This window comes from Pseudomonas sp. S3_E10 (genome assembly GCF_054667615.1).
In genome coordinates this window covers 1,803,304-1,819,944 of sequence record NZ_CP162743.1, presented here as the reverse complement: position 1 = coordinate 1,819,944, position 16,641 = coordinate 1,803,304, and the positions used below count along the sequence as shown (strand labels likewise).

22 protein-coding genes and 1 pseudogene are annotated in these 16,641 nt (G+C 58.9%); 12 read left to right on the top strand and 11 right to left on the bottom strand.

Going from position 1 to position 16,641, the window contains the following annotated elements; genetic code table 11:
* Positions 1-11: 11 nt before the first annotated feature.
* Entirely contained in the window at positions 12-533 is a 522-nt protein-coding gene (gene yjgA / locus AB4N98_RS08185) for a ribosome biogenesis factor YjgA (protein WP_017138246.1), read from the bottom strand.
* Positions 534-641: 108 nt separating this feature from the next.
* Here yjgA and pmbA point away from each other — a divergent pair, with 108 nt between their 5' ends.
* From pmbA to AB4N98_RS08155, 6 genes and pseudogenes are all read left to right on the top strand, one after another.
* Positions 642-1,988 (top strand): metalloprotease PmbA, encoded by a 1,347-nt coding sequence (pmbA, locus tag AB4N98_RS08180; RefSeq protein WP_065877284.1) that lies wholly within the window; start codon positions 642-644, stop codon positions 1,986-1,988.
* A gap of 146 nt (positions 1,989-2,134) precedes the next feature.
* Positions 2,135-2,530, top strand: a complete 396-nt coding sequence (locus tag AB4N98_RS08175; RefSeq protein ID WP_017526125.1) for a hypothetical protein — start codon at positions 2,135-2,137, stop codon at positions 2,528-2,530.
* On the top strand, positions 2,523-3,899 hold the full coding sequence (locus tag AB4N98_RS08170) for a class II fumarate hydratase (RefSeq protein WP_017526126.1): 1,377 nt from the start codon (positions 2,523-2,525) through the stop codon (positions 3,897-3,899). Before AB4N98_RS08175 ends, AB4N98_RS08170 begins: the two co-directional genes overlap by 8 nt.
* Positions 3,900-3,926: 27 nt before the next feature.
* A complete protein-coding gene (locus tag AB4N98_RS08165; protein ID WP_017526127.1) occupies positions 3,927-4,355 on the top strand; it encodes a hypothetical protein in 429 nt (142 codons plus the stop codon).
* Between the two features lies 1 nt (position 4,356).
* Positions 4,357-4,967 (top strand): annotated as a pseudogene (locus AB4N98_RS08160) (superoxide dismutase).
* A gap of 33 nt (positions 4,968-5,000) precedes the next feature.
* Entirely contained in the window at positions 5,001-5,894 is an 894-nt protein-coding gene (locus tag AB4N98_RS08155) for a ZIP family metal transporter (protein WP_017526129.1), read from the top strand.
* A 36-nt stretch (positions 5,895-5,930) separates the two neighbouring features.
* On the opposite strand, the gene AB4N98_RS08150 is transcribed toward AB4N98_RS08155, so the two are convergent.
* The 10 genes from AB4N98_RS08150 to AB4N98_RS08105 form a co-directional block, all read right to left on the bottom strand.
* Positions 5,931-6,203, bottom strand: coding sequence for an HPr family phosphocarrier protein (locus AB4N98_RS08150; protein ID WP_068936328.1), 273 nt, complete (start codon positions 6,201-6,203; stop codon positions 5,931-5,933).
* Between the two features lie 16 nt (positions 6,204-6,219).
* On the bottom strand, positions 6,220-7,077 hold the full coding sequence (rapZ, locus tag AB4N98_RS08145) for an RNase adapter RapZ (protein ID WP_017526131.1): 858 nt from the start codon (positions 7,075-7,077) through the stop codon (positions 6,220-6,222).
* A 2-nt stretch (positions 7,078-7,079) separates the two neighbouring features.
* The gene (gene ptsN, locus AB4N98_RS08140) at positions 7,080-7,544 is read right to left on the bottom strand and encodes a PTS IIA-like nitrogen regulatory protein PtsN (RefSeq protein WP_017526132.1); all 465 of its coding nucleotides are present in this window, start codon (positions 7,542-7,544) and stop codon (positions 7,080-7,082) included.
* A 10-nt stretch (positions 7,545-7,554) separates the two neighbouring features.
* Positions 7,555-7,860, bottom strand: coding sequence for a ribosome hibernation-promoting factor, HPF/YfiA family (gene hpf / locus AB4N98_RS08135; RefSeq protein WP_003171804.1), 306 nt, complete (start codon positions 7,858-7,860; stop codon positions 7,555-7,557).
* A 75-nt stretch (positions 7,861-7,935) separates the two neighbouring features.
* Positions 7,936-9,429 (bottom strand): RNA polymerase factor sigma-54, encoded by a 1,494-nt coding sequence (locus tag AB4N98_RS08130; protein ID WP_065877281.1) that lies wholly within the window; start codon positions 9,427-9,429, stop codon positions 7,936-7,938.
* A gap of 198 nt (positions 9,430-9,627) precedes the next feature.
* Positions 9,628-10,353, bottom strand: a complete 726-nt coding sequence (gene lptB, locus AB4N98_RS08125) for an LPS export ABC transporter ATP-binding protein (RefSeq protein WP_004372092.1) — start codon at positions 10,351-10,353, stop codon at positions 9,628-9,630.
* Complete coding sequence (lptA, locus tag AB4N98_RS08120) at positions 10,353-10,886, bottom strand: lipopolysaccharide transport periplasmic protein LptA (RefSeq protein ID WP_017526134.1); 534 nt, start codon at positions 10,884-10,886, stop codon at positions 10,353-10,355. The genes lptB and lptA overlap by 1 nt, the downstream gene beginning before the upstream one ends.
* Positions 10,873-11,445: an LPS export ABC transporter periplasmic protein LptC gene (gene lptC, locus AB4N98_RS08115; RefSeq protein WP_017526135.1), complete on the bottom strand. Its 573-nt coding sequence runs from the start codon at positions 11,443-11,445 to the stop codon at positions 10,873-10,875. Before lptC ends, lptA begins: the two co-directional genes overlap by 14 nt.
* A gap of 8 nt (positions 11,446-11,453) precedes the next feature.
* Positions 11,454-11,978 carry a KdsC family phosphatase gene (locus tag AB4N98_RS08110; protein WP_003171809.1) on the bottom strand — a complete coding sequence of 175 codons (525 nt, stop codon included), beginning with the start codon at positions 11,976-11,978 and terminating at the stop codon, positions 11,454-11,456.
* Complete coding sequence (locus tag AB4N98_RS08105; protein WP_017526136.1) at positions 11,979-12,953, bottom strand: KpsF/GutQ family sugar-phosphate isomerase; 975 nt, start codon at positions 12,951-12,953, stop codon at positions 11,979-11,981.
* A gap of 298 nt (positions 12,954-13,251) precedes the next feature.
* Here AB4N98_RS08105 and AB4N98_RS08100 point away from each other — a divergent pair, with 298 nt between their 5' ends.
* The 6 genes from AB4N98_RS08100 (at position 13,252) to AB4N98_RS08075 (ending at position 16,639) form a co-directional block, all read left to right on the top strand.
* Positions 13,252-14,061, top strand: coding sequence for an ATP-binding cassette domain-containing protein (locus AB4N98_RS08100; protein ID WP_003171811.1), 810 nt, complete (start codon positions 13,252-13,254; stop codon positions 14,059-14,061).
* Entirely contained in the window at positions 14,061-14,858 is a 798-nt protein-coding gene (gene mlaE, locus AB4N98_RS08095; RefSeq protein ID WP_017526137.1) for a lipid asymmetry maintenance ABC transporter permease subunit MlaE, read from the top strand. The genes AB4N98_RS08100 and mlaE overlap by 1 nt, the downstream gene beginning before the upstream one ends.
* Positions 14,858-15,325 (top strand): outer membrane lipid asymmetry maintenance protein MlaD, encoded by a 468-nt coding sequence (mlaD, locus tag AB4N98_RS08090; RefSeq protein ID WP_003171814.1) that lies wholly within the window; start codon positions 14,858-14,860, stop codon positions 15,323-15,325. The genes mlaE and mlaD overlap by 1 nt, the downstream gene beginning before the upstream one ends.
* A gap of 11 nt (positions 15,326-15,336) precedes the next feature.
* Entirely contained in the window at positions 15,337-15,984 is a 648-nt protein-coding gene (locus AB4N98_RS08085; protein WP_017526138.1) for an MlaC/ttg2D family ABC transporter substrate-binding protein, read from the top strand.
* Entirely contained in the window at positions 15,981-16,286 is a 306-nt protein-coding gene (locus tag AB4N98_RS08080; RefSeq protein WP_017526139.1) for an STAS domain-containing protein, read from the top strand. The genes AB4N98_RS08085 and AB4N98_RS08080 overlap by 4 nt, the downstream gene beginning before the upstream one ends.
* A 113-nt stretch (positions 16,287-16,399) precedes the next feature.
* The gene (locus AB4N98_RS08075) at positions 16,400-16,639 is read left to right on the top strand and encodes a BolA family protein (protein WP_003171818.1); all 240 of its coding nucleotides are present in this window, start codon (positions 16,400-16,402) and stop codon (positions 16,637-16,639) included.
* Positions 16,640-16,641 lie beyond the last annotated feature (2 nt).

Here is a 16,641-nt window from a genome sequence, read left to right as displayed (position 1 = left end):
GGGGAAAGGCATCAACGCAGGCCGCGTTGAGTCTCGTCCAGCTCACGGATGTACTTGAAGATTTTACGGCTGGTGGCCGGCGCCTTGTTATGCGCCTGCTCGTGCTGGGCCTGACGGATGAGGGAGCGCAATTGCTGGCGGTCCGCGTCCGGGTAGTCCAGCACGAATTTTTCCAGCACCGCGTCATCGCCCGAAATCAGGCGGTCACGCCAACGCTCCAGGTTGTGGAAGCGTTCATTGTACTGGCGAGTGGAGGCATCGGTTTGATCGAGCAAGGCCAGAATGGCGTCAGTGTCCTGATCACGCATCAGCTTGCCGATAAACATGATGTGCCGTTTACGCGCGATATTCGCGGTGTGCTTGGGCGCGTCCGCAAGTGCCCGGCGCATTTCGTCGGTCAGCGGCAGTTTTGCAATCAAGTCTTTTTTGAGCGTTGTAAGGCGCTCGCCAAGGTCAACCAGAGCATGCAGCTCACGTTTGACCTGGGTTTTGCTTTTCTCCCCATCGAGGGAGTCGTCGTAAGAATCAACCATGGTGGCAGTCCGCAAAGAAACGCCGCCATGATAACCAGTCGGGGGCCGCTTGTCCGGCCCGGTCGCTCGATGGCCTTAACCGAAAGCAGAATTTGAGTGGAGAAAACCATGAGTGCAGCCCAAAGCGTCGGCCCACAAGCGTTACCGGCCCTGCAGGAACAAGTCGAGCAGATCCTTGCCGAGGCCAAGCGCCAGGGGGCCAGTGCGTGTGAAGTCGCGGTGTCGCTGGAGCAGGGGTTGTCAACGTCGGTACGCCAGCGGGAAGTGGAAACCGTTGAGTTCAACCGTGACCAGGGGTTTGGCATCACCTTGTACGTGGGGCAGCGCAAAGGCTCAGCCAGTACCTCGGCCAGTGGCCTGGACGCGATTCGTGAGACCGTGGCCGCCGCGTTGGCCATCGCCAAGCACACCTCCGAGGACGAAAGCTCAGGCCTGGCCGACAAGGCGTTGATGGCCAAGGACTTGAAAGACTTTGATCTGTTCCACGCCTGGGACATCACGCCAGAGCAGGCCATTGAACAGGCACTGACCTGCGAAGCCGCCGCGTTCGATGCTGATGCCCGCATCAAGAACGCTGATGGCACCACATTGAGCACCCATCAGGGTTGCCGCGTATACGGTAACAGCCATGGTTTTATCGGCGGTTATGCGTCCACCCGCCATAGCTTGAGCTGCGTCATGATCGCCGAGGCCAATGGCCAGATGCAGCGTGATTACTGGTATGACGTAAACCGCCAGGGTGAATTGCTGGCAGACCCTGTGAGTATTGGCCAGCGCGCCGCACAACGTGCCGCGAGTCGTTTGGGCGCACGCCCGGTGCCGACCTGTGAGGTGCCCGTGCTGTTTTCGGCGGAACTGGCCGGTGGGTTATTCGGCAGTTTCCTGGGGGCGATTTCCGGCGGCAACCTGTATCGCAAGTCGTCGTTTCTTGAGGGGGCAATTGGCCAGGAACTGTTTCCGCACTGGCTGACCATCGATGAGCGACCGCACTTGATGCGCGCCATGGGCAGCGCGGCGTTCGATGGTGATGGCTTGGCGACCTATGCCAAACCGTTCGTCGAGAAGGGTGAGTTGGTGTCCTACGTGCTGGGCACCTACGCCGGCCGTAAACTTGGCCTGCCAAGTACTGCCAACTCGGGCGGCGTGCATAACCTGTTCGTAACTCATGGCGACGAAGACCAGGCGGCGCTGCTGCGGCGTATGGGGCGTGGCCTGCTGGTGACCGAATTGATGGGGCACGGCTTGAACATGGTTACCGGTGATTATTCCCGTGGCGCGGCGGGCTTTTGGGTGGAAAACGGTGAGATTCAATTCGCCGTCCAGGAAGTGACCATCGCCGGCAATATGCGCGACATGTTCAAACAAATCGTCGCGGTAGGTAATGACTTGGAATTGCGTAGCAATATTCGCACGGGTTCGGTACTAATCGAGCGGATGACCGTCGCGGGCAGCTGACCGACTCGTTCCACAAATAAGAAGCGCGCTATCCCCGGATAGCGCGCTTTTTTTATGGGCGCAGGAAAAGTGGAAGACCATGTTGGCGTTGCTTTGATTCTCAATATCATTTAATAATAAATATCATTACCGAATGAGTGTGGATCATGAGTTCTGTCCTGCATGAGGATCCGTACCTGGAAAGCTGGCGCTGGATGAGTCGTCAGATTCGCTGCGGCCTCGATCCCAATGAGCCTCGCCTGATCGAACATTACCTCAATGAGGGGCGATACCTGGCGTGCTGCACCGCGACTCATCCGTGGACGATCGCTGAAACCTCTTTCCGTCTGTTGATCGACACCGCCAGCGATATCGCGTTGCCCTGGCATTGGCGCTCCATGTGCCTGGACCAGGCCTGGCGACCGCTGCGTGACCTGGAAAAACTCTCCCACTGTGCCTGCCGCCTCAAGCGCTGGCAGACCTTTGCCTGGCAATTGGCGACGTGCCAATTGCTGCCTTCGATTTCTCACTCCGACTTGGTGCAAGGATCTAACGATGAGTAACACCCGTATCGAACGCGACAGCATGGGCGAACTGCAAGTACCTGCCGAGGCCCTGTATGGCGCCCAAACCCAGCGCGCGGTGAATAACTTTCCGATCAGCCACCAACCCATGCCGGCGCAATTCATTCGTGCGCTGATTCTGGCCAAGGCCGCAGCCGCCAAGGTCAACGTCGACCTCAAGCAGATCAGTGAAGGGCAGGGCAAGGCCATCGTCGATGCCGCCCAGGGTTTGCTTGAAGGTGATTTCATGCCGCATTTCCCGGTGGATATCTTCCAGACCGGTTCCGGCACAAGCTCCAACATGAACGCCAACGAAGTGATCGCTACCCTGGCCAGCCGTTTGCTCGGTGAGGCGGTCAACCCTAACGACCACGTGAACTGTGGGCAAAGCAGCAACGACATCATTCCGACCACCCTCCATGTCAGTGCCGCGCTGGTGCTGCATGAGCAAACATTGCCGGCCCTGCTGCACCTGGTGCAGGTGATCGAGCGCAAAGCCGAAGAGGTTCACCCGTTCATCAAAACCGGGCGCACGCACCTCATGGATGCCATGCCGGTGCGCATGAGCCAGGTGCTCAATGGCTGGGCGCAGCAACTCAAGGCCAATATCGGTCATTTGCAGGACTTGTTGCCAAGCCTGCAAGCCCTGGCACAGGGCGGCACGGCGGTGGGCACCGGGATTAACGCGCATCCTGAATTCGCCGCACGCTTCAGCCAGCAACTAAGCGGGCTGACGGGGGTTAAATTCACCCCCGGCAAGAACCTGTTCGCGTTGATCGGCTCCCAGGACACCGCTGTCGCCGTCTCCGGACAGTTGAAAGCTACCGCCGTGTCGTTGATGAAAATCGCCAATGACCTGCGCTGGATGAACTCCGGCCCGCTTGCCGGTCTGGGTGAAATCGAGCTGGAAGGCTTGCAGCCCGGCTCTTCGATCATGCCGGGCAAGGTCAATCCGGTGATCCCGGAGGCGACTGCGATGGTCGCCGCCCAGGTAATCGGCAATGACACGGTGATCACCGTCGCGGGCCAATCCGGCAACTTCGAGCTGAATGTAATGCTGCCGATCATTGCCCAAAACCTGCTCAGCAGCCTCGAGTTGCTGGCCAATTCCAGCCGCCTGCTGGCAGACAAAGCCATCGCCAGTTTCAAAGTCAACGAAGCCAAGCTCAAGGAAGCGCTGTCGCGCAACCCGATTCTGGTCACCGCACTCAACCCGATCATTGGTTACCAAAAGGCCGCTGAAATCGCCAAACAAGCCTATCAGCAGGGCCGTCCAGTGATTGATGTCGCCCTTGAACACACCGACTTGCCTCGCAGCCAGCTGGAAATCCTGTTGGATCCGGAAAAGCTCACGGCCGGCGGCGTATAACCACAGACCCTGCTTTGGAGGCTCACCATGGAGCACTGGAAACGCACGATCGAACGCGCCAATCGCTGCTTTATGCGGGGCGAACTGGTGGACGCTCGCGAAGCCTATTTGCAGGCCCTGGCCCTGGCCCACGTGTTGTTCGAACGCTGGGCGGATGCTGACGAAGCAGTGGCAGCCTGTGTCATTTCCCATCACAACCTGGCGGACCTGCACCTGCGCCTCAACCAGCCGGAAGAAAGCGCCGAATACCTGTGTGCCATCCACCAGCGCCTGCTGCAGGCCATGCAGGACTTGCGCTTGAGCCCGCAATTACGCGAAGCAGCGCTGCGCCAGAGCAGCAAGACCTACGTCGAACTGTTGAATTTCATCAGCGATCACGGCGAGTACCCGCGTACCCATCGCCTGCTGGGCGGTACTGCGGCGCAGCCGAATACGCCTCAATACGGAGCACATTGATATGACTTACACCCTGCCTGCCTTGCCTTATGCCTACGACGCCCTGGAACCGCATATCGATGCGCAAACCATGGAGATTCACTACACCAAGCATCACCAGACCTACATCAACAACTTGAACGCGGCGGTAGAGGGCACTGAGTTCGCCGGTTGGCCGGTGGAGAAACTGGTGGCCAGCGTTCAGCAACTGCCGGAAAAACTGCGTGCAGCGGTGATCAACCAGGGTGGTGGTCATGCCAACCATTCGTTGTTCTGGGCGGTGATGTCACCTAAAGGGGGGGCAAGCCCGAGGGCGCACTGGGCAAGGCGATTGACGACCAGTTGGGCGGCTTCGATAGCTTCAAGGAGGCGTTCACCAAAGCCGCATTGACGCGTTTCGGTAGTGGCTGGGCCTGGCTGAGCGTTACGCCGCAAAAGACCCTGGTGGTGGAAAGCAGCGGCAACCAGGACAGCCCGTTGATGAGCGGCAACACGCCCATCCTTGGCCTGGATGTCTGGGAGCACGCCTACTACTTGCTGTACCAGAACCGTCGTCCTGAATACATCAATGCCTTCTACAGCGTTATCAACTGGCCAGAAGTCGCCGCACGCTATCAGGCCGCTCTGGCCTGACATTCGTCTTCATAACAAGATCTAAGGCCGACTATGGGTACTGAAACACTGGCGATCAGCAGCGTGCGGATGTTTCGTTATGCGTTTGGTTCGCTGCTGCTATTGGCGGGGGCTGCATTGCTGGTGGCCCATGGGCTGGCCTGGCTGGACCTGGCGCCGCGCATCCTGCGCGCGTTGCAGGGCGGGGCGATATGCGCGCTTGGCACGGCGTTGGGCGCGGTTCCGGTGCTGGTGATTCGGCGGATGCCGGTAGCCTTGAGCGATACCTTGCTGGGCTTTGGTGCTGGAGTGATGCTGGCGGCAACCGCCTTTTCGCTGGTCGTGCCGGGTATTACTGCGGCGCAAAGCCTGGGGCTCTCGCCCTGGGGCGCTGGCGGCTTGATCAGCTTGGGCATCATGCTGGGGGCGTTCGGGTTGTATCTGGTCGACCGCAAGGTCTCTGGAGCCAGCCCGGAGATGCTGGTGGGTAGCCCCGACAAACCGGTGATTCCTCCACGCATCTGGCTGTTTGTGTTCGCCATTATCGCTCACAACATTCCGGAAGGCATGGCGGTCGGCGTTTCCGCCGGTGGCGGCATGCCGGATGCCGACAGCCTGGCCATGGGCATTGCTTTGCAGGATGTGCCCGAAGGCCTGGTGATTGCCTTGGTATTGGCGGGGGCGGGGATGTCGCGGGTCAAGGCATTCCTGATCGGCGCGGCCTCAGGTTTGGTAGAGCCGGTATTCGCCGTGCTGTGCGCCTGGTTGGTGAGCCTCGCACAAGTGTTGTTGCCTTTGGGGCTGGCATTGGCGGCTGGGGCGATGTTGCTGGTGGTGACTCACGAAGTCATCCCCGAATCGCGCCGCAATGGCCACGAAAAGCTGGCCAGCCTTGGCTTGTGCATCGGGTTCTGCTTGATGATGGTGATGGATACTGCGTTGGGCTGAGGCCATTGCGGCCTCGTGCCTGAGTCAAAAGCGGGTTTATTCGCCCTCGTCAAAGTAGTTGTTGATCAGCGCCACCAGGGCGTCCAGCGCTTCCTGCTCTTGCTCGCCTTCGGTCTTCAAATGAATCTTTGTGCCCTTGCCGGCAGCCAGCATCATCATGGCCATGATGCTTTTGCCATCGACCATGGTTTCCGGGGTGCGCCCGGCGCGGATCTGGCAGGGAAACTGCCCGGCAACGCCGACGAACTTGGCCGAGGCTCGGGCGTGCAAACCCAGCTTGTTGATGATTTCAATTTCCAGAGCGGGCATCGCGGGGGTGTTCCTTTCAGCTAAGGTCGCGGTGGCGGACCTGGACGTTCTTGAGGGTTTGTTGCAGCACCTGGCCCAGGCGCTCGGTCAGGTAGACGGAGCGGTGGTGGCCGCCTGTGCAGCCAATGGCAATCGTGACATAGGCCCGGTTACTCGCGGCAAAGCGTGGCAACCATTTGAGCAAATAGCTGGAAATGTCCTGGAACATCTCCTCCACATCAGGCTGTGCGGCCAGATACTCAGCCACAGGTTGGTCCAACCCGGACTGCTCGCGCAGTTCAGGTTTCCAGTAGGGGTTGGGCAGACAGCGCACATCGAACACCAGGTCGGCATCCACCGGCATCCCCCGCTTGAAACCAAATGACTCGACCAGAAACGCCGTACCGGGTTCGGGCTGGTTGAGCAGGCGCAACTTGATGGCGTCACGCAATTGATACAGGTTGAGGCTGGTGGTGTTGATCTTGAGGTCGGCCAGGTCAATGATCGGCCCCAGCAGCTTGGTTTCATCCTCGATGGCTTCGGCCAGGGAGCGGTGGGGGCTGCTGAGGGGGTGGCGTCGACGGGTTTCGGAGAAGCGCTTGAGCAGTGTCTCTTCGTCAGCGTCCAGGTACAGCACATCACAATGAATATGTTTGGCGCGCACTTCCTCAAGCAGTTCCGGGAAGCGCGAGAGATGGCTGGGCAAGTTGCGGGCATCAATCGAAACCGCCACCAGGGGTTGCGCCAACTCGGTGTGGATAAGCGCCCGTTCGGCCAGTTCCGGCAGCAGGCCGGCGGGCAGGTTGTCGATGCAATAGAAGCCGCTGTCCTCAAGAACATTGAGGGCGGTGCTTTTACCCGAGCCTGAGCGGCCGCTGACGATGATCAAACGCATGATTACTGCCCGTTTTGTTCATCCAGGACAACTTGATACAGCGCCGCGTTGCTGCTGGCACTGCGCAGTTTGTCGCGTACCTCCTTGCGGTCGAGCATGCTGGCGATCTGCCGGAGCAGTTCCAGGTGCGCATCGGTGGCGGCTTCCGGGACCAGCAGCACAAACAGCAGGTCAACCGGGGCGCCGTCGATGGCGTCAAAATCGATCGGAGCTTCCAGATGCAGCAGGGCGCTCACGGGGGTGTCACAGCCTTTGAGGCGGCAGTGAGGAATGGCGATGCCGTTGCCAAAACCGGTGGAACCGAGTTTTTCACGGGCAACCAGTGCCTCGAAGACAACTTGCATCTCCAGATCCGGCACTTCGCGGGCGATCAGGTTGGCAATTTGTTCAAGGGCTTTTTTCTTGCTGCCGCCCGGCACGTTCACGAGGGAACGGCCGGGGGTCAGGATGGTTTCAAGTCGGATCATGGGGGGAGAGTTAACGACCTGTACCTTGCATCAGGTGCAGATTCTTTTCCTTATGCTTTATGAGTTGGCGGTCCAGCTTGTCGTAGAGCGAGTCAATCGCCGCGTACATGTCCTCATGCTCAGCATTGGCGACGAGCTTGGCATTCGGTACGTGCAGGGTGGCCTCGATTTTCTGCTTGAGCTTATCGACCTCCATGATGACCTGCACGTTGGTGATCTTGTCAAAATGCCCCGCAAGCTTGTTCAGCTTGCTCTCGGTGTACTCACGCAGGGGCTTGGTGACTTCCAGCTGGTGTCCACTGATGTTGACTTGCATACAGCTTCTCCTTCGTTGCCAGTGCATAAAGCGGCAGGCAAAGACGCCTGCCACTGGAACGCTGTGGCCCGCCCGTCACATCAAACGCTTACGCTCGCTGGAAGGCGCGATCCCAAGGGACTCGCGGTACTTGGCGACGGTTCGACGGGCGACCTGAATGCCTTGTGCCTCCAGTAAACCAGCGATCTTGCTGTCACTCAACGGCTTTTTCTGATTTTCCGCGGCAACCAGTTTTTTGATGATCGCGCGGATCGCCGTGGACGAGCATTCGCCGCCTTCGGAGGTGCTGACATGGCTGGAGAAAAAGTATTTGAGCTCATATATACCCCGTGGGGTATGCATGAATTTTTGCGTCGTCACCCGTGAAATCGTTGATTCGTGCATGCCTACCGCCTCGGCGATGTCATGCAGCACCAGAGGCTTCATCGCCTCGTCGCCGTATTCCAGGAAGCCGCGCTGATGCTCGACGATCTGGGTGGCAACTTTCATCAGGGTTTCGTTACGGCTCTGCAGGCTCTTGATGAACCAGCGGGCTTCCTGCAACTGGTTGCGCATGAAGGTGTTGTCGGCGCTGGTGTCGGCGCGGCGCACAAAACCGGCATATTGCGGGTTGACCCGCAGGCGTGGCACCGACTCCTGGTTCAATTCCACCAGCCAGCGTTCGTTGTCCTTGCGCACAATCACGTCAGGGACCACATATTCGGCTTCGCTGGACTCGATCTGCGAGCCCGGGCGCGGGTTGAGGCTTTGCACCAGTTCGATAACCTGGCGCAGGTCATCTTCCTTGAGCTTCATGCGGCGCATCAACTGGCTGTAGTCGCGGCTGCCCAGCAGGTCGATGTAATCGGTGACCAGGCGCTGGGCTTCAGCCAGCCAAGGTGTCTTGGCGGGCAGCTGGCGCAGTTGCAGCAACAGGCATTCGCTCAGGGAGCGGGCGCCAATGCCCGCAGGCTCGAACTGCTGGATGCGGTGCAGGACGGCTTCGATTTCGTCCAGCTCAATGTCCAGTTCAGGGTCGAAGGCCTCCAGAATCTCCTCGAGCGTCTCGTCCAGATAACCCTGGTTGTTGATGCAATCGATCAGCGTGACGGCGATCAGGCGATCGGTGTCGGACATCGGTGCGAGGTTCAGTTGCCACAACAGATGGCTCTGCAGGCTTTCGCCGGCGGAGGTGCGGGTGGTGAAGTCCCACTCGTCATCATCGTTGCTGGGCAGGCTGCTCGCGCTGGTCTGGTAGACGTCTTCCCAGGCGGTATCCACCGGGAGTTCGTTGGGAATGCGTTCGTTCCAGTCGCCTTCCTCAAGGTTATCCACCGTTGGGGCGGTTTCCTGGTAGGAGGGTTCCTGCACGTCGGAATTGGTTTTTTGCTCGATGTTGTCGGCCAGCGGGTCTGCATTATCGAAGTCGTCGCCTTCTTCCTGGCGTTCGAGCATCGGATTGGACTCCAGGGCCTCCTGGATTTCCTGTTGCAGGTCCAGGGTCGACAATTGGAGCAGGCGGATGGCCTGTTGCAGCTGCGGTGTCATCGTCAGCTGCTGGCCCATTCTCAGGACTAGCGATGGTTTCATGGCAGGGGCTTAACACCTTATTCGCCGGCGCAATGCGCCATCCACGACAGGGCGCGTGAGCGCCAAACATAAGCAAATTATATGCCTGATATCGAGGGCTTTGCCTAGAGCGCGGTAACAATAAAAAAACCGTAGGTTTTTCTTTGGTACGCGCGCTTCGGACAAACGACCTGCCACCCCCTGTTCATACAGGTGGTTTTACAGGCGGAACTCGTGACCCAGGTACACTTCCTTGACCAGTTCGTTGGCCAGGATGGTCGCGGAATCGCCTTCGGCGATCAACTGGCCATCGTTGACGATATACGCGGTTTCGCAGATATCGAGGGTTTCACGCACGTTGTGGTCGGTGATCAATACGCCGATACCCTTGGCCTTGAGGTGATGGATGATCTGCTTGATGTCGCCGACCGAAATCGGGTCGACGCCGGCAAACGGTTCGTCCAGCAGGATGAACTTTGGCGCGGTCGCCAGGGCGCGGGCGATTTCCACGCGACGACGCTCGCCACCGGACAGGCTCATGCCAAGGTTGTCGCGAATGTGGTTGATGTGGAACTCCTGCAGCAGGCTTTCCAGCTCTTGGCGGCGGCCGTCACGGTCGAGTTCCTTGCGGGTCTCAAGGATAGCCATGATGTTGTCGGCAACCGACAGTTTGCGGAAGATCGAGGCTTCTTGCGGGAGATAGCCGATACCGGCGCGAGCACGGCCGTGCATCGGCTGATGGCTGACATCCAGGTCGTCGATCAGTACGCGACCCTGATCTGCCTGGACCAGGCCGACGATCATATAGAAGCATGTGGTCTTGCCGGCGCCGTTGGGGCCGAGCAAGCCGACGATCTGGCCGCTGTCGATCGACAGGCTGACGTCGCGCACGACCTGACGGCTTTTATAGGCCTTGGCCAGATGCTGGGCTTTCAGGGTTGCCATTACTCGGCCTTCTTCTTCGGCTGGATAACCATGTCGATACGCGGACGTGGCGCAGTTACCTTGTTGCCATTGGCTCGACCGGCGTTGGCGATCTGCTTCACGGTGTCATAGGTGATTTTTTCACCTTCCGTGGAGTTGCCATCGGGGCTCAGCACCTTGGCCTGGTCGATCAATACAATGCGGTTCTGCTGGGCATGGTACTGGATGGTCTTGCCGTAGCCCTTCATCGGGCCTGTATCGGTAGCCGACTGCTTCTGTTCGAAGTAAGCCAGGTTGCCCACCGAGGTCACGACGTCAATATCACCGTTTGGGGTGCGCGTCAGTGTCACGGTATTGCCGGTGATCTTCATCGACCCCTGGGTAATGATCACGCCGCCGGTGTAGGTCGCTACACCTTGCTTGTCATCCAGTTGCGCATCGTCAGCCGAGATGTGGATCGGCTGCTGGCTATCGTTCGGCAGAGCCCAGGCGCTCACGCTTCCCAGTGCTGCGCCCAGACTGAGCAAAATAGGGAGAGTTTTAACGAGCCTCATACTGTCCTCTTACGTTCGATAGCAGGTGTATCCTGCTTTCTTTCAAATACGCTTTCATTCCCTTGCCAGTCGATACACCGCCAGCGCCGTCGATTCTAACGTCTTGCTCGGTCTGCGCATATTGCTTCTGCGGGAATACGGTCATGCGACTGGTAGTAATCACCGTGTCGCGTTTCTGGGCGTCAGTGCGTGCAACACGCACCGAATCAATCAGTTCTACCTCGGTACCGTCCGGGTTCACCTCGCCACGCTTGCTGGTGACGTGCCACGGAAACTCAGTGCCGCGATACAGGTTCAGGTCCGGATTGGTCAGCAGGGTGACTTCGGTCGTCTTCAAATGCTCGACCTTGTCCGAGGTCATTTCGTACTGCACCTTGCCGTCCGGCAGGAACTGCACGCTGTAGGCGTTGGTGGCGTAATAGTCGATAGCGCCTTCGTCGACCTGCGCGGCAGGTTGGTCGAGGAAGCGCTCCGGGCTGATATTCCAGTAGCCCACCGCCAGGAATAGCGCGGCGATGACCCCGAATAGCAGGAAGTTGCGAATCTTTTTGCTCAACATAAAACGCTCTATAGGTAGGCGGCGTGGGCCGCTTCAAGGCTGCCCTGGGCACGCAGGATCAGCTCGCAGAACTCGCGGGCAGCGCCTTCTCCGCCACGGGCGGTGGTGATGCCATGGGCGTGTTCGCGAACGAATGCCGCCGCATTGGCGACCGCCATGCCCAGGCCCACTCGGCGAATGACCGGCAAGTCCGGCAGATCATCACCCAGGTAGGCGACCTGCTCATAGCTTAGGTTGAGTTGGCCAAGAAGCTCGTCCAGAACCACCAGTTTATCCTCGCGACCCTGATACAGGTGAGCAATTCCCAGGTTTTGTGCGCGGCGTTCCACAACGGGGGTTTTTCGACCGCTGATAATCGCCGTTTGCACGCCCGCCGCCATCAGCATCTTGATGCCCTGGCCGTCGAGGGTGTTGAACGTCTTGAATTCGCTGCCATCTTCGAGGAAATACAGGCGCCCGTCAGTCAGCACGCCGTCTACGTCGAAAATCGCCAGTTTGATGTGTTTGCCGCGTTGCAGCAGGTCGCTGGTCATTTACATCACTCCCGCACGCAGCAAGTCGTGCATATTCAGGGCGCCAACCGGATGGTCGTGGCTATCGACCACTACCAGCGCGCCGATCTTGTGGTCTTCCATGATCTTCAATGCTTCGGCTGCCAGCATTTCAGGGCGTGCGGTCTTGCCGTGAGGGGTCATGACCGCGTCGATGGTGGCGGTGTGAATATCGATGGTACGGTCCAGGGTGCGGCGCAAATCACCGTCGGTAAACACGCCGGCCAGGCGACCGTCGGTTTCCAGGATCACGGTCATGCCCAGGCCCTTGCGGGTCATTTCCATCAGCGCGTCCTTCAACAGGGTGCCGCGCTGGACGTGGGGCAATTCATCGCCCGAATGCATGACATTTTCGACTTTCAGCAGCAGGCGGCGGCCCAGGGCTCCGCCAGGATGTGAAAACGCGAAGTCCTCGGCGGTGAACCCGCGGGCTTCCAGCAACGCCACGGCGAGCGCATCGCCCATGACCAGCGCGGCGGTGGTGGAGGAGGTCGGTGCCAGGTTCAGCGGGCAGGCCTCGTGGGCCACGTGAACATTGAGGTTCACCTCGGCGGCCTTGGCCAGCGTCGAGTCCGGGTTGCCGGTGAGGCTGATCATCTGGATCCCGAGGCGCTTGATCAGTGGCAGCAAGGTCACGATTTCGTTGGTGGTGCCGGAGTTGGACAGCGCCAGGATGACGTCATCCTTGGTGATCATGCCCATGTCGCCGTGGCTCGCTTCGGCCGGATGCACGAAGAACGCGGTGGTCCCGGTGCTGGCCAGGGTGGCGGCGATTTTGTTGCCGACATGGCCGGACTTGCCCATGCCGACCACGACAACGCGGCCCTTGCTGGCCAGAATCATCTCGCAGGCGCGTACGAAATCTGCGTCGATATGCGCCAGTAAGCCTTCTACGGCTTCAAGCTCGAGGCGGATGGTGCGTTGCGCGGATTGAATAAGGTCGCTGGATTGGCTCATGTCTGAAATCGTATAGCCTGACGAAAAGTCGGCGATTATAGCGGTAATGATCAATTCCCTCACACAAGTTCGTCAGGCTTTATTCCGCGCTAGCCCGAGATTCATGCCTGGCAACGTTTTTTCACTGTCCCGGATCTGAACAAGCACCGTTCCGGCCTTGGGCGCGTTGTACCAGCAGTGATATAGTTCGCCGCCAGTTCGGTCCGCCCAGCCCACGTGGCTATCTGTTGCGTAACCGTTGAATAGGTTTATCGCATGCGTGGTGTCTGAGTGAAAGGCTGCATCCCAAGGAGTTTAGATGAGTGCCGATAACGCTTACGCGGTCGAGCTGAAGGGACTGACCTTCAAGCGCGGGACGCGCAGCATCTTCAATAATGTCGATATTCGCATTCCCCGTGGCAAGGTCACGGGCATCATGGGGCCGTCCGGTTGCGGCAAGACCACCCTGTTGCGCCTGATGGGCATGCAATTGCGCCCCAGCGCCGGCGAAGTGTGGGTCAACGGCCAGAACCTGCCGACGCTGTCGCGCAGCGATCTGTTCGATGCGCGCAAGCACATGGGTGTGCTGTTCCAGAGCGGTGCGCTGTTCACCGACCTGGATGTGTTCGAGAACGTGGCCTTTCCGCTGCGAGTGCATACCCAGCTGTCTGATGAAATGATTCGTGACATTGTCCTGCTGAAACTGCAGGCCGTGGGCCTTCGCGGAGCTATCGACCTGATGCCCGACGAGCTCTCCGGCGGTATGAAGCGGCGTGTGGCCCTGGCGCGCGCGATTGCCCTCGACCCCCAGATCCTCATGTACGACGAGCCCTTCGTCGGCCAGGACCCGATCGCCATGGGCGTTCTGGTGCGCTTGATCCGCCTGCTCAACGACGCACTGGGCATCACCAGCATCGTGGTGTCCCACGATCTTGCAGAAACCGCGAGCATTGCCGATTACCTCTATGTGGTAGGCGATGGCCAGGTATTGGGGCAGGGCACGCCTGAAGAACTGATGAACGCCGATAACCCGCGCATTCGCCAATTCATGACCGGCGATCCCGATGGCCCTGTGCCTTTTCACTTTCCGGCGGCGGATTACCGCTCAGATCTTCTGGGGAAGCGCTGATGCGCAAGACATCTCTAATCGAGAAGGTTCGCCTTTTCGGTCGCTCCGGCATCGACATTGTCGAAGTGCTGGGCCGTTCGACTATTTTCCTGTTCCACGCCTTGCTCGGGCGCGGTGGCATTGGCGGCGGCTTCGGCCTGTTGATCAAGCAGCTGCATTCGGTAGGCGTGATGTCCCTGGTGATCATCGTGGTTTCCGGGATTTTCATCGGCATGGTGCTGGCGTTGCAGGGCTTCAATATCCTTTCCGGCTACGGTTCGGAGCAGGCCGTTGGGCAGATGGTTGCCCTTACGCTGCTACGTGAGCTGGGGCCGGTGGTCACTGCGTTGCTGTTTGCGGGCCGTGCCGGTTCGGCGTTGACCGCCGAGATCGGCAACATGAAGTCCACCGAGCAATTGTCCAGCCTCGAAATGATCGGCGTGGACCCGCTCAAGTACATTGTTGCCCCGCGCCTGTGGGCCGGCTTCATTTCCCTGCCACTGCTGGCGATGATCTTCAGTGTGGTGGGGATCTGGGGCGGTTCCTGGGTGGCGGTCGACTGGCTGGGCGTCTATGACGGCTCGTACTGGGGCAACATGCAGAACAGCGTGACCTTCAGCGGTGACGTGCTCAATGGCATCATAAAGAGCATTGTCTTCGCTTTTGTCGTGACCTGGATCGCCGTTTTCCAAGGCTATGACTGTGAGCCCACCTCAGAAGGGATCAGTCGCGCCACCACCAAGACCGTTGTGTACGCCTCGCTGGCGGTACTGGGTCTTGACTTTATTTTGACCGCCTTGATGTTTGGAGATTTCTGATGCAAAACCGCACTGTGGAAATCGGTGTCGGCCTTTTCTTGCTGGCTGGCATCCTGGCTTTACTGTTGCTGGCCCTGCGAGTCAGCGGCCTTTCGGCCAGCCCCACCGCCGATACTTATAAACTTTACGCATATTTCGACAATATCGCCGGTTTGACTGTCAGAGCTAAAGTGACGATGGCCGGTGTCACCATCGGCAAGGTCACGGCAATCGATCTGGACCGCGACAGCTTCACCGGTCGAGTGACGATGCAACTGGACAAGAAGGTCGATAATCTGCCGACTGACTCCACTGCATCTATCCTCACTGCGGGTCTGCTGGGCGAGAAGTACATCGGTGTCAGCGTGGGCGGGGAGACAGCCCTGCTCAAGGATGGCTCGACCATCCACGACACACAGTCGTCGTTGGTACTGGAAGACCTGATCGGTAAATTCCTGCTCAATACGGTCAATAAAGACGCCAAATGAGGAATGTGTACATGATCTCTACCTTGCGACGTGGCCTCCTGGTACTGCTTGCAGCGCTGCCATTGATGGCTAACGCGGCGGGTTCTGCGCACGAACTGGTGCAGGACACTACTAACAAGATGTTGGCCGACCTGTCGGCCAACAAGGAAAAGTACAAGCAAGATCCCAGTCAGTTCTATAACGCGCTCAATACCATCGTCGGCCCGGTTGTCGATGCCGAAGGTATTTCCCGCAGCATCATGACGGTCAAGTATTCGCGCAAGGCTACCCCGGCGCAGATGCAGACCTTCCAGGAAAACTTCAAGAAAGGCCTGTTCCAGTTCTACGGCAACGCGCTGCTTGAATACAACAACCAGGGCATTACCGTCGCCCCAGCCGGCGATGAGTCGGGTGATCGCACCAGCGTCAACATGAGCGTCAAGGGCAACAATGGCGCCGTTTACCCTGTGCAGTACACGCTGGAGAAGGTCAACGGCGAGTGGAAGCTGCGTAACGTGATCATCAACGGCATCAACATCGGCAAGCTGTTCCGTGACCAGTTCGCCGACGCCATGCAGCGTAATGGCAATGATCTGGACAAGACCATCAACGGTTGGGCCGGTGAAGTCGCCAAGGCCAAGGAAACTTCCGACAAGGAAGCAGGGAAGTCCGCGCAATGACCGAGTCGGCTGTTCGTCTTGGCGACGCCGGGGAGTTGTTCCTCAGCGGCGTGCTGGATTACCGCACCGGGCCGGACCTGCGCAAACAGGGCCAGGCCCTGATCATGGCCAGCAATGCTCCGGCGCTGGTGTTGGATTGCTCGGCGGTGACCAAGTCCAGCAGTGTTGGTTTGTCGTTGCTGTTGTGCTTCATGCGTGACGCAGGCGCGGCCAAAAAGCCGGTCAGCGTCCGCGCTTTGCCGGAAGACATGCGCGAAATCGCCGAAGTTTCCGGGTTAACCGAGCTGCTGGCGCATCCTTAATACACATTATTAAGAAGCCCCCCGTCAGAGTCCTGCTATGCGGGGTTCGCAGGCGCGGGGCTTTTTTGTATGATGTGCGACCCGTGCGCACTGGGCGCCGATAGAGGTTGAGCATGCAGGCCAACGAAGTGAAGAGCTTCCTTGAAGGAAAGCTGCCGGAAACGACTGTTGAAGTTGAAGGCGAAGGCTGCAATTTCCAGCTGAATGTGATTAGCGATGAACTGGCGGCATTGAGCCCGGTCAAGCGTCAGCAGCAGATCTATGCCCATTTGAACCCATGGATCACCGATGGCAGCATCCATGCGGTCACTATGAAATTTTTCAGCCGCGCGGCCTGGGCCGAGCGCACCTGAGC